This window comes from Kerstersia similis, from assembly GCF_965139615.1.
Classification (GTDB): Bacteria; Pseudomonadota; Gammaproteobacteria; order Burkholderiales; family Burkholderiaceae_B; genus Kerstersia; species Kerstersia similis.
The window spans coordinates 16,985-29,116 of sequence record NZ_CBCSIQ010000029.1 but is presented as its reverse complement, the minus strand read 5'-3'; the positions used below and the strand labels follow the sequence as shown (position 1 = coordinate 29,116).

12 protein-coding genes are annotated in these 12,132 nt (G+C 63.4%); 3 read left to right on the top strand and 9 right to left on the bottom strand.

Annotated elements, in window-relative coordinates; all coding sequences use genetic code 11:
• The first annotated feature begins 18 nt into the window (after window positions 1-18).
• Window positions 19-1,185: a pyridoxal phosphate-dependent aminotransferase gene (locus tag ACNA1V_RS15105; RefSeq protein ID WP_415834430.1), complete on the top strand. Its 1,167-nt coding sequence runs from the start codon at window positions 19-21 to the stop codon at window positions 1,183-1,185.
• Window positions 1,186-1,300: 115 nt separating this feature from the next.
• On the opposite strand, the gene ACNA1V_RS15100 is transcribed toward ACNA1V_RS15105, so the two are convergent.
• Entirely contained in the window at window positions 1,301-2,089 is a 789-nt protein-coding gene (locus tag ACNA1V_RS15100) for a lytic transglycosylase domain-containing protein (protein WP_415834429.1), read from the bottom strand.
• 134 nt (window positions 2,090-2,223) lie between these two features.
• Between ACNA1V_RS15100 and ACNA1V_RS15095 the strand changes: the two genes are divergently transcribed.
• Window positions 2,224-3,768, top strand: coding sequence for a UbiD family decarboxylase (locus tag ACNA1V_RS15095; RefSeq protein WP_415834428.1), 1,545 nt, complete (start codon window positions 2,224-2,226; stop codon window positions 3,766-3,768).
• Window positions 3,769-3,839: 71 nt separating this feature from the next.
• Here ACNA1V_RS15095 and ACNA1V_RS15090 read toward each other — a convergent pair whose 3' ends face one another.
• The 6 genes from ACNA1V_RS15090 to ACNA1V_RS15065 all read right to left on the bottom strand — a co-directional run bounded on the left by ACNA1V_RS15090 (window position 3,840) and on the right by ACNA1V_RS15065 (window position 7,798).
• Window positions 3,840-4,634 carry a heme ABC transporter ATP-binding protein gene (locus tag ACNA1V_RS15090; RefSeq protein ID WP_415834427.1) on the bottom strand — a complete coding sequence of 265 codons (795 nt, stop codon included), beginning with the start codon at window positions 4,632-4,634 and terminating at the stop codon, window positions 3,840-3,842.
• Window positions 4,631-5,629: a FecCD family ABC transporter permease gene (locus ACNA1V_RS15085; protein WP_415834448.1), complete on the bottom strand. Its 999-nt coding sequence runs from the start codon at window positions 5,627-5,629 to the stop codon at window positions 4,631-4,633. The genes ACNA1V_RS15090 and ACNA1V_RS15085 overlap by 4 nt, the downstream gene beginning before the upstream one ends.
• Before the next feature lie 7 nt (window positions 5,630-5,636).
• Window positions 5,637-6,482, bottom strand: a complete 846-nt coding sequence (locus tag ACNA1V_RS15080) for a heme/hemin ABC transporter substrate-binding protein (protein ID WP_415834426.1) — start codon at window positions 6,480-6,482, stop codon at window positions 5,637-5,639.
• A 218-nt stretch (window positions 6,483-6,700) separates the two neighbouring features.
• Window positions 6,701-7,021 carry a hypothetical protein gene (locus tag ACNA1V_RS15075; RefSeq protein WP_415834425.1) on the bottom strand — a complete coding sequence of 107 codons (321 nt, stop codon included), beginning with the start codon at window positions 7,019-7,021 and terminating at the stop codon, window positions 6,701-6,703.
• On the bottom strand, window positions 7,018-7,446 hold the full coding sequence (locus ACNA1V_RS15070; RefSeq protein ID WP_415834424.1) for a phage holin family protein: 429 nt from the start codon (window positions 7,444-7,446) through the stop codon (window positions 7,018-7,020). Before ACNA1V_RS15070 ends, ACNA1V_RS15075 begins: the two co-directional genes overlap by 4 nt.
• A 37-nt stretch (window positions 7,447-7,483) precedes the next feature.
• Window positions 7,484-7,798, bottom strand: a complete 315-nt coding sequence (locus ACNA1V_RS15065) for an ElaB/YgaM/YqjD family protein (RefSeq protein ID WP_415834423.1) — start codon at window positions 7,796-7,798, stop codon at window positions 7,484-7,486.
• 522 nt (window positions 7,799-8,320) lie between these two features.
• Here ACNA1V_RS15065 and cysG point away from each other — a divergent pair.
• Complete coding sequence (cysG, locus tag ACNA1V_RS15060; RefSeq protein ID WP_415834422.1) at window positions 8,321-9,760, top strand: siroheme synthase CysG; 1,440 nt, start codon at window positions 8,321-8,323, stop codon at window positions 9,758-9,760.
• Window positions 9,761-9,888: 128 nt separating this feature from the next.
• On the opposite strand, the gene upp is transcribed toward cysG, so the two are convergent.
• Window positions 9,889-10,527, bottom strand: a complete 639-nt coding sequence (upp, locus tag ACNA1V_RS15055) for a uracil phosphoribosyltransferase (protein ID WP_415834421.1) — start codon at window positions 10,525-10,527, stop codon at window positions 9,889-9,891.
• A gap of 101 nt (window positions 10,528-10,628) precedes the next feature.
• Entirely contained in the window at window positions 10,629-12,041 is a 1,413-nt protein-coding gene (gene dacB / locus ACNA1V_RS15050; RefSeq protein WP_415834420.1) for a D-alanyl-D-alanine carboxypeptidase/D-alanyl-D-alanine endopeptidase, read from the bottom strand.
• Between the last annotated feature and the right edge of the window lie 91 nt (window positions 12,042-12,132).

Genomic DNA, 12,132 nt, shown 5'->3' with positions numbered 1-12,132 from the left:
ATTCCGCTCAGGACTCTCATGCCATCCCCCTCCCCCGCGCAGCGCACCCTGGATGTCCAGCCATTTCAGGCCATGGAAATTTTCAAACAGGCCCTGGCACGCCAGGCAGCCGGTGCGGACATCATCAGCCTGGGCATCGGTGAACCCGATTTCACCGCCCCGGAACCCGTGCTGGATGCCTTGGCGCGCGCCGCCCGCGACGGTTTGAGCGGCTATACCCCCACACTGGGTATCCCCGCTCTGCGCGAAGCCATTGCGCGCTACTACGGCGAACAGCTGGGCGCCCCCGTGGATCCCGCGCGCGTTGTCGTCACCCAGGGCGCATCCGGCGCTTTGCTGCTGGCTGCGCTCACGCTCATCAATCCGGGCGATGAAATTCTGATGCCCGACCCCTGCTATCCTGCCAACCGCAACTTCATCAGTTGCGCTGGCGGCATTTCGCGCCTGATCCCGTGCCAGGCAAGCGAACGCTATCAACTGTCGGCCGCAAGCATCGCGGCCCACTGGCGCGCACAGACGCGCGGCATTCTGGTGGCGTCGCCCAGCAACCCCACCGGCACCTCCATTTCACATGCGGCCCTGGCCGAGTTGCTGCAAGCCGTGCGTGCCCGCGGCGGCTTTTCCATCGTCGATGAAATCTATCTGGGCTTGTCTTACGAACAGACGCCGCGCTCGGCCCTGGCCCTGGATGATGAGCTGATCATCCTGAACAGCTTTTCCAAATACTTCCATATGACCGGCTGGCGCCTGGGCTGGATGATCGTGCCGGAACCTTTGGTTGAAGTGGTGGAGAAACTGGCATCCAACTTGATGATCTGCCCGCCAGCCCTCGCACAATATGCCGCGCTGGCATGTTTTGAACCCGCATCCCTGGCCATTTACGAAGAACGCCGCAAAATATTCCAGGCGCGGCGCGACTTTCTGCTGCCCGCTTTCGAGCAGCTGGGCCTGCGCGTGGATGCCCGGCCTGACGGGGCCTTCTATATCTATGCGGATATCAGCGCACACGCCAGCGATAGCGCGGTCTTCTCGCAGCGCCTGCTGAATGAGGCCGGCATTGCCGCCGTACCGGGGCATGACTTCGGACCGGCGCACGGAGCCCGCAGCATGCGCTTCTCCTATGCAACGGCCACCGAAAAACTGGAAGAAGCTGTTGCCCGCATGGGCAAGATGCTTGGTCGCTGAGCCTGCCTGGCCAGCTACAAGCAAGCGGACGCCAGGAAGCCGGCACAAACACACACCGTGGCCGCCCGCCGGCCACGGTGCCAAGCGGGATCAGGCCGCCAAAGGCCTGCCGGCTTCAGCGCACCAGCGGAATGCCGGCGGCCAGTGCCAGCCGGCGGCGCTCGGCCAGAACACGCGCGCCATAACCGCCATCGGACGGACCGGTCGCGCCGACATAACAGGCCAGCCCTCCCTGCACCGAACCTCGGCGGCGAATACAGTCAGACAGAATCATGCTGCCGACATTGATATTCACAACGGGATTGAGCGCTTGCGACGGACCACCAAACGGATCCAGCTTGTCACGGTGCACTCGGGTCATCACCTGCATCAGTCCCTGCGCACCAACCGAGCTTTCGGCCAGCGGGTTGTAACGCGACTCGATGGCGATCACCGCCAGCAACAGCAGCGGATCGAGTTCCTTCTCATGGGCCACGCGGAAACTGGTGGCCACGACACCGCCCGTTGCATCATAGGCAACACGGTACTTGCGTGCGATATAGCTGCGCAGGGCATCGACCTGTCCAATACTGACGCCCAGCTCGCGCATGATTTCCAGAGGCAGGGAAACGTGGTTCAACGCCGCCAATCCTTGCGTACCGCCAGCAACGGGTGCATTCTGGCCCAAGGTCTGAACCGAGGCATTCGCAAAGGATTCGGATTCCAGCGGATAGATCTCCGCCAGCACAGCCTGCTGAATACGCACCATCTGCTGGCGCACATCAGGCAACAAGGCTGTCAACAGGCCAGCGACCAATACGCCGAGCCCCAGATAGCGGGTACCGACCCGAGTCAGCGCCCCCAATGAACCGTACGCGCTCTTCGCATACCGCCGCCAGCTCCCGGATTCAGGATCTGCGGACATGGTTACACTCCATCAATAACATACCAATCAAGCCCGGATGTTAACCTCTTTCACCCGAGCTCCCCGCCCGCAAAGGCAAAGGGAGCCGGCAGGAAACGTTTTTTACAATCGGCTTCGTTTCGTCAGGAGTCATCTTGAAGTATCGCGACCTCAGGGATTTCATTGCCCAGCTAGAACAGCGCGATGCGCTGCGGCGCATCAGTGCGCCGGTATCCACGCACCTGGAAATGACCGAAATCGGCGACCGCGTGCTGCGCCAGGGCGGCCCGGCGCTTTTGTTCGAAAACGCCCGCCACAACGGCGCCCAGGCTTCCATGCCTGTCCTGGCCAATCTGTTCGGCACGCCGCAGCGCGTCGCCTGGGGCATGGGCGCCGAAGATGTGTCGGCCCTGCGCGAGACGGGGGAGCTGTTGGCATCCCTGCGCGAACCCGAACCGCCCCGCGGCCTGCGCGACACGTTCGCCAAAGTCGGCATGCTCAAGGCCGCGCTCTGGGATATGCGCCCGAGCAATGTACGTAGTCCTGCCTGCCAGGAAATTGTGCTGGAAGGCAATGATGTCGATCTGAACCAGCTGCCCTTGCAGCACTGCTGGCCCGGCGATGCCGCCCCGCTGCTGACCTGGGGCCTGGTCATCACCCAAGGCCCGCGTTCCAAACGCCAGAACCTCGGCATCTACCGCCAGCAACTGCTGGGGCGCAACAAGCTCATCATGCGCTGGCTGTCGCACCGCGGCGGCGCGCTGGATTTCCGTGATCACCAACTGGCCAATCCTGGGCAGCCGTTCCCGGTGGCCGTGGCATTGGGCGCCGACCCTGCCACCATCCTGGGTGCCGTCACGCCAGTGCCGGACAGCCTGTCGGAATACCAGTTCGCCGGACTGCTGCGCGGTGGCCGCACCGAGGTCGCGTCGGCGCTAGGCAGCAAGCTGTCGGTTCCGGCCCGCGCGGAAATCATTCTGGAAGGCCATCTGCTGCCCAGCAGCGACCCACGCGCCATTGCGCCAACCGTGCCCGAAGGCGCCCCGCCGCCACCGGACAGCGGTTATGAAATGGCGCTGGAAGGCCCTTATGGAGACCATACCGGCTATTACAACGAACAGGACTGGTTTCCGGTCTTTACCGTCGATCGCATCACCATGCGCCGCGATCCGATTTACCACACGACCTACACCGGCAAACCGCCAGACGAACCTGCCGTGCTCGGCGTCGCACTCAATGAAGTCTTCGTGCCGCTGCTGCGCCGGCAACTGCCGGAAATCACCGATTTCTATCTGCCCCCCGAGGGTTGCAGCTACCGTCTGGCCATCGTTTCGATCCGCAAGCAATACGCTGGTCATGCCAAGCGCGTAATGTTCGGCATCTGGAGCATTCTGCGCCAGTTCATGTACACGAAGTTCATCATCGTGGTCGATGAGGACATCAACATCCGTGACTGGAAAGAAGTGGTCTGGGCCATGACGACGCGGATGGATCCGGTGCGCGATGCGGTTCCAGTGGAAAACACGCCGATCGACTACCTGGACTTTGCTTCGCCGGTCTCGGGCTTGGGTGGCAAGATGGGCTTCGATGCCACCAACAAGTGGCCAGGAGAAACCAGCCGGGAGTGGGGCCGTCCGATCACCATGGACAAATCGGTGCAAGACCGGGTCGATGCCATGTGGGAAACGCTCGGGCTGTAACAACACCAGCCCGTGCCGGCCATCACTGGACCGCCCTGTTCCAGAGGGACAGGGCGCCAGCGCAGCCGCTGTCAGTCCAGATCAAAACAGACCAAGGGCCGCTCAGGCGCCAAAGGGTGCGGCAATACCCGGACAGGCATGTCATAGACCTCGGCCAGATTGGCTTCGGTCAGTACCTCTGCCGGCGAACCGCATGCAATCAGCCGGCCTTGCGCCAGCAAGGCGATACGGTCACACCAGCGCGCCGCCAGATTGACGTCATGCAAGATGGCCAGCACCCCGAGACGCTCTGTCGCCGCCAGTTGGGTCACTGCGCGCAACAAGCCCTGCTGGTGACGCGGGTCCAGGCTGGCGGTAGGTTCATCCAGCATCAGATAACGGGCATCGCCCACAGTGCGGCCTACCAGGCATTGCAGCAAGACCCGAGCGCTTTGCACCCGTTGCTGCTCGCCACCGGAAAGCTCCCCGTAGCGCCGCCCCAGAAACCCCTCGCACTCGACACAGGCCAGGGCACGACGGATTTCCGACTCGACAACTACTGGTTCGACCTCAGGAAAAGGATAGGCGCCCATGGCCACCACCTGATCCACCGGCATATCAAAGGACAGCGAGGAATGCTGTGGCAGCACGGCTCGACGGCGCGCCAGGCCATGATGCCCGACGTCCGCCAGCTCGGTGCCGTCCAGCGTGACCTGCCCGCGCTGGTATGAGAGTTCATTGGCCAAGGCGCCCAGCAAGGTGGACTTCCCCGCGCCGTTGGCACCCAGCAAGGCGACAACACTGCCGGACAACAAGTCCAGCGAGACATCCGACAGAATTTCGCGCGTTCGCCGGGAAACTGCGATCGTATTTGCACTCAGGCTCATGTCAGCCCCTTGCGACGGGCCAGCAGCCACAAGAAGAACGGACCGCCGATCAGGCTGGTCACCAACCCGATGGGCAGCTCGGCAGGAATCACCGCAATGCGTGACACCCAGTCAGCCAGCGTCAAGCCCAGGCCACCCGCCACGACCGAGCCCGGCAGCAACCAGCGGTGATCGGCGCCGAAAGTCAGGCGGATCAAGTGTGGCACCACCAAACCGACGAATGCAATCCCTCCCGTCACGGCAACCAGCGGCCCGACAATCAGTGCCGTTCCTACCACCAGGCGCCGACGGATGGATTTCAGGGCATAACCCAGGTGCTGGGCCTCACGCTCGCCCAACAGCAAGGCATTGAGCGCCCGCCACTGGAACAGCATCCAGACGCCCACGATCACCAGCCAGGGAGCCAGGTAGGACAGCAACTTCCAATCAGCCGCCGCCAGACTGCCCATGCTCCAGAAGGTCAGATCGCGCAGCTGGGTATCCGTGGCGATGAACGTGAAGATACCGATGATGCTGCCAGCCACGGCATTGATTGCAATCCCTGCCAGCAGCAGGCCGGCCACGCCGGGGAAGCGGCGGCCCAGCATATAGGCCAGCATGGTTGCCAGCAGACTGCCGACAAAGGCAGAAGGCGCCAGCACCCAGAAGCCGCCATTGGTCAACACAATGGCCCCGACAGCACCCAGTGAACCGCCAGCCGAAATCCCGACCAGGCCAGGCTCGGCCAGCGGGTTGCGAAACAGCGCCTGCATCACCGCACCGGAGACAGCCAGGGCTGCCCCCGCCAGCAAAGCGAACAACACCCGAGGCAGCCGAATATCCAGCAGCACATTGCGCCACAGGGTTTCCTCTGGCGCCTGGGTACCGGCCAGCAGGGCCGGGATGCGCATCAGGGGAATTTCAACCGCCCCGGATACCGCAGCCAGTATTGCAATCAACAGGGTAAATACAGTCAACCCCAGCAGCCCGACACGCTGGGCACGGCTTGAACTCAGTGCCACGTCAGGAACCGCTGCTGCTGCCGCTGGCCGGTTTTGCTGCGGCTTCCTTGAGGCTGCGCACGGCCTCGGGCAAGCGCGGCCCCATACCCATGATCAACAGATCGTCGAGCGCCAGCACCCGGCCCGCCTTGGCAGCCGGTGTAGCAGAGACACCGGGCAACTGCAGGAATTTTTCCATGCCGCCCACCGCTTCCAGCGACATCGTCGTGGTGACGATCATCTCGGGGGCAAGCTGGATCACGCCTTCGGCCGACAGGGTCTTGTAACCTTGCTGTTCAGCCATGGCATTTTTCAGGCCGGCCAATTTCATGACTTCATTGACTGCCGTGCCATTCCCTGCCCCCGACGGCTTGCTGGTACGCACCATAATGAACAGGGTGGACAAGGGGGTTTCCGGCAATGCCAGGCTGGCGTCCAGGTCCGTGCGGATCTTCTCGGTCAATGCCTTGCCGGCCGCCGGGTCGTCCAGGGCATCTGCCACGCTGTCGATGCGCTCGAACAGGGACTCGACGGAATGGCCGTCCGAAACCTGCACGACCTTGATGCCAAGATCGCTCAGACGCTTGAAAGTTTGCTGCGGACCGGCCTGTTCTGAAGCCAGGATCAGATCCGGCTGCATGGCGGCAATGCCTTCCACCGGCGCGGTACGGTAATAGCCGACGCGGGGCAAGGACTGCACAGCGGGCGGATAGATGCTGGAAATATCGCTGGCCACGACGCTATCGCCATGGCCCAGGTCATAGATGATCTCGGTCACCGTGCCGCCCAGCGACACGATACGTTCCGGGGCGGCTTGCGCCCCTGCGCAAAACGCCACGCCCAGCAGCGCAACCAGCAGTTTCTTCATAGAATTTCCGTCAGTATTCCGGATACCGGAGGAGCGGCTTCTATCTCCGTCCACCGAACGATCATGGCTTGACCAAAAAGCACTAAAAGATAATCGTTCTATATTACAGCAAGTTGCCCGGTACGGGCTTCTGACTGATCACCGAAATACTGGCCCACACCCGACGAACGCATACGCCAGGCGTGGGTATCACTGCTATCGGCACGGATGCCGGCAGGTCAGCGGCGCCCGCCCAGCGAGTTGAACACGCGCCAAGCCAGCAAGGCAACGCCACCCAGGCGCAGCCAGCGAGCACGCTTCCCGCGCAACAACCAGGCGGAAGCCGTGGAGGTAATGACAGGATGGCGCAGCGCCAGCATCCAGATACGCAAAGCGCTGCCAACTATGCCGCTGCCGCCTATCCTGCTACCCAGCCCCGTCACCCGCGACACGCCATCGCGCGCCGATGCGGCGTATTGCAGCAGCAGCTCGCGTTCAACGGAAGCCTGGGTACGCAAGAGCGCGATTTTCATCTGGCGATCCGACATTCTCTTGCTCATGCCTGATCCTCCCGGTGCGACTGTCGATCCAGGGCCCGGCCAGCTGCATCCACCTCGCTGCGGAAGTGCTTAAGCATCTCGGTGTCACGGTGCAGCTCTTCCAGGGTGGCAGCGAACGGCGATTCCCCGTGTACCAGGTCATGCCGCAGGCGGTACAACAGGAAGAGCCCGATCAGCGCGTAAACGGCTGCCAGGGCACCCAACGCGACATAGCGGTATTCGGTTTGCCAGAACAGCATGGCAAACCAGAGCGAGAACAGCAGAACCGCCAGCGCCAGCAGGAAAACCGCGACGAAAAACATGCCCAGCAGCTTGACCAGACGCAGCCGGGCTTCTGCCAGTTCCAGCCCGAACAGTTCCAGGCGCGTCCGGAAGGCTTCCAGCACCGTCGCGCCCAGCGCAGTAAGAGAGTCTTTCAGATTCATACGGATTTCCCGGTAGCGCCCGGTTTGAAGGCGCCGATCAACGACGGCCGATAACCAGACCCAGCAGCAGGCCCAGCACGCCGGCAGCCGCAACAGCTTGCCAGGGCTTGTCATGTACGTAATCATCCGTCGCGCGAGCAGCACGGCGGCCTTGCGTCACGATGGCGTCCTGCGCGTCATGCACCGCTTCGCGGGTACGCTTGAGCGAAACCAATGCACGCTCACGCAGCTCGGCAGCCTTCTCGCCACTGCTGGCAGCGGCTTCACGCAACAAGGCCTCGGCATCATGCAGCGTGGACTTCACATTGTCGATCAACACATCCCTGGTGGATTCCGCGGATTTACGAGACATAGATTCTGCTCCTGGAAAACGCGCCCCCCGGGCGCGGCAATAAAGTGCCGCCATCACTGGCGGATGAACACATATTATCCAGCCATCCTTCTGCGCTGCCCGGCAGCCTCCGCCGCAAAGCGTAGCCACCGCGAACCCGCGCCGTGAAAACGGCTCATATCGTCATAATAGCAGCGCAGGCCGCTCCGGCAAGCCATCGCACCGGCCAAGTCAGACAAATTGTTTCAAACCTGGGAGCGCCCGCGCGCACCACCACGCAAAACCCCGGCGGGCAACAACAACGCTCCCTCCCGGCCACCTGCCTGCCGGTCACTTTCCGTCCGCTCTGCCGCCCCACGCCTGCCATGGCGCAGGCCGGCCTGCATGATGCCAGACGCCCACAACCCGAGCTCCCCTATCCTGCCGCGACCGGCCTTCCGCCTGGCATATGCCAATAAGTCATTAAGTCATGATTTTTCAATCATTCCAGCTGTAGCAGCCCGGTGCCAAAATGGCCTGCCTCCCTTGCCGCCCTGCCCCGCCATGCCGCTGTTTCCGATTTTTGCCGACTTGCGCAACCGCACCGTTCTGGTCGTGGGTGGCGGCGATGTTGCCGAACGCAAGACCCAGGCCCTGCTAGAAGCGGGCGCTGCTGTCAGGCTGGGCGCGCCTACGCTGACGCCGGCACTGCGCGACCTGGCCGATAGCGGCAGGCTGCACCATGTCAACGGCTGTTTCGAACCGGAATGGCTGGAAGACTGCTGGCTGGTGATCGCCGCAACCGACGACGCAGCCCTGAATGCCGCCGTCGCAACCGCAGGCGAAGCCCGACGCATTTTCACCAATGTGGTGGACGACCCGCAGCGCTGCAGCTTCCAGGTGCCATCCGTCGTCCATCGCTCACCGATCCAGATCGCCATTTCCTCTGCCGGTACGGCGCCAGTGCTGGCGCGGCGTATCCGTGAACGTCTGGAAAGCCTGCTGGATCATTCGCTGGGAAGCCTGGCACAACTGGCCGCCCGCCAGCGCCACCGCATCCGCGCACGCTTTCCGGACTTGCGGCGCCGGCGCCAGTTCTACGACTGGCTGCTGGACGGCCCGGTCGCTGCCCTGTTGCGCCAGGCCAGGCCTGACGATGCGGAACAAACCCTGAGCGCAGCCCTGGAACAGGACTCAGCACCCCTGCCAGGCAGCGTTACCCTGGTTGGCGCCGGCCCCGGCGACCCCGGCCTGCTGACGCTCAAGGCCCTGCGCGCCTTGAATGAAGCCGATGTCATCCTGTACGACCGCCTGGTCAGTGCCGATATCCTCGCGCTGGCGCGCCGTGATGCAACGCGCATTTCCGTGGGCAAGCGCCTGGGCGGAAATCATGATGCCACCCAGGACACGATTCACGCACTGATGCGGGAACATGCCCGTGCCGGCCGCAAGGTGGTCAGGCTGAAGGGTGGCGACGCCTTCATTTTCGGCCGCGGCGGCGAAGAAATCAGCGCATTGCGCGCCGATGGCATTCCCTATGACATCGTGCCTGGCATTACCGCAGCGCTGGCCTGTGCTGCCTACAGCGGCATTCCCCTGACACACCGCGACCATGCGCAATCCGTTCGTCTGATTACCGCGCATTGCGCCAAATCCGACGACACCCTGGATTGGCAGGCCCTCGCGGCAGAACGCCAGACCCTGGCCTTTTATATGGGCGTGGGCCAACTGGAAGCTTTGAGCGCGCGTCTGCTGGCCCACGGCCGCAGCGCGGATACCCCCTGTGCGCTGATAGAGAACGGCTCCTTGCCCAAGCAACGCGTTTTGCCCACCACGCTGGCGCGCATGGCGCAGGACGCCAGCTGGCATGACATCCATGCCCCCGCCTTGCTGCTGATCGGGGAAGTCGCCGCGCTGGCCCGCGAACACGCCTGGTTTGGCGAACTGCTATCGCCTGCCCCCACGCCGCAAGCGGCCGACAGGCCGGTGGTCTGCACGACCTGACGCCGCATACGTCTGCCCCTGGCCTGGCACAGGCCAGGCGGCCGCAAGACGCGCAGCACAGTCTGCGTAAACGGGCCGCTGCGCCAACCCTGGCGCAGCGGCCCGCTCTGAAGACGCTCAGCAGCGTTTCAACTGCTTTTTTGCTGCGTGCCGAAGATCCGGTCGCCGGCATCGCCCAGGCCTGGCACGATATAGCCATGCTCGTTCAATCCCTGGTCTATCGACGCCGTATAGATATCAACATCGGGATGGCGGGACTGCACCTTCTCAATGCCTGCCGGCGCGGCCACCAGCACCAGGGCGCGGATATCGCGGCAGCCCGCACGCTTGAGCAGATCAATGGTCGCCACCATGGAACCACCGGTCGCCAGCATGGGGTCGATGATCAAGGCCAGACGCTGATCCATATCACTGGCCAGCTTTTCCAGATAAGTGTGGGCCTCCAGCGTTTCTTCATTGCGCGCCACGCCCACCGCGCTCACTCTCGCCCCTGGGATCAAGGTCAGTACGCCATCCAGCATACCGATACCGGCGCGCAAGATGGGCACGACCGTGACTTTCTTGCCAGCCAGCTTTTCCACACTGACCGTGCCGCACCAGCCCTGAACCTCATGCGCTTCGAGCGGCATATCACGCGAAGCTTCATAAGTCAGCAGGGCTGCGACTTCCTGGGACAGCTCGCGAAAGCTTTTGGTGCTCAAATCGGCGCGCCGCATCAACCCGAGCTTGTGACGAATCAGCGGGTGGCGAACTTCGTAAAGTGCCATGAAATATCTCCGTATATCTGCGCTCGCATCTATAACGGAAGGCCAGGCCGCTGGCAAGAACTAAATGCAAGCCATGCGCCCCGCACCCGCCATTTCCTCTCTCAACGCTCGGCCAGCCAGGCAACCAGCGCGTCATCGAAAGCACGCACTTTGTCTGCCTCGGCATGGTTCACGATACTGACCACGATATAGCGTTTACCGCTGGCGCTGGCCACGTAACCGGCAATTGCCCGGACATCGCGCAGAGAACCTGTTTTCAGGTGTGCCCGCCCCTGAGCCGATTTGTTCTGCAAGCGCCGCCTGACCGTCCCGTCCACGCCGACGATCGCCATCGAGGACAGGTATTCCGGCATCCAGGGCGAACGCCAGGCCACTTCCAGCAGCGCTACCAGGCTATTCGCAGAGACAGCTGCCCGGCGCGACAGGCCCGCACCGTTGTCCAGCACCAGCTCCGGCATGTTCAAACCTTGTCGTGCCAGCACGGCCTGCGCCACCTGTTCGCTGCCCGACACCGTCGCCGGGCCTCGCCCGCGCTCAGCGCCCAAGGCCAGCAGCAGCATGCGCGCCATGACATTGTTGCTGCGCTTGTTGATGACGCGGATCACATCCGACAAGGGCGGCGACTCGTGCTGGGCCAGCAGCACCGCATCCGGCGGCACCTGGCCCTCGCGCCATTGGCCGCCAAAGGTGCCCCCCATGGAACGCCAGAGATATTCAAAGGTGCGCCGGGCAAAATCAACCTGTCCCAGCGCCAGCCGATACAGGCTGAATTCGCCGCAAGACCCCGCCACCTTGCCGCTGAGCCGCAGCACGATGCCATCCTGGTGAATCACCGGCTCGGTACGCACGACCGGAGCCCCCGGGCAGCGGATGTCGCTCCATTCCACTTCCCCTTCCAGGCGCACGCCTGGCAGGGGGGGATCCATGGTGGCACGCCATTTGCGCGCCGGCGCATCAGGAATGAACAACAGGCGCGACGCGCCGAACCCGACCACCAGCGCATCCGGGCTGGCGTTGTAGGGACGGTCGCCGGCGCCATCGAAAGCGCCGGGATCAATCTCCACCGGCCCGAATACACTGCGATCTACCACGACCTGCCCGATATGCTGCACGCCGCGCAGGCGCAACTCGCGCAGCAAGGCCCACAGATCGCGGACATCGAACAAGGGGTCGCCCGACGCTTTCACGTACAAGGCGCCCGGCAGGCTCCCCTGGGCATCCGGACGCGCGCCCGGCTCGGTCAACAAGGCCGTGCGCCAGGTATGGGCCGGACCCAGCTCGGACAAGGCCGCCCAGGTTGTCACCAGTTTCATGACCGACGCCGGATTGCGCGGCACATTGCCGTTGATGCTGACCAATTCCTTGCCCGCCAGCTCCCGCACGACCAGCGACAGCGATTCCTCGGGCAAGCCTGTCGCACGCCAGGCGCTCTCGACGTCCGCAGGCACCCCTTTCAGCGCTGCCTGCGCCGGGGTCCACAGCCATGCCGCGCCCAGCAGCATCCAGGCTGCCATTCCCCTGCCAGACCACATTTTCGCCAGTAACGCCATATTCTTTCCGCTGTTCTTCCCGGGTCTTTCCGCTGCCGGAAGCGGCACGCCATGG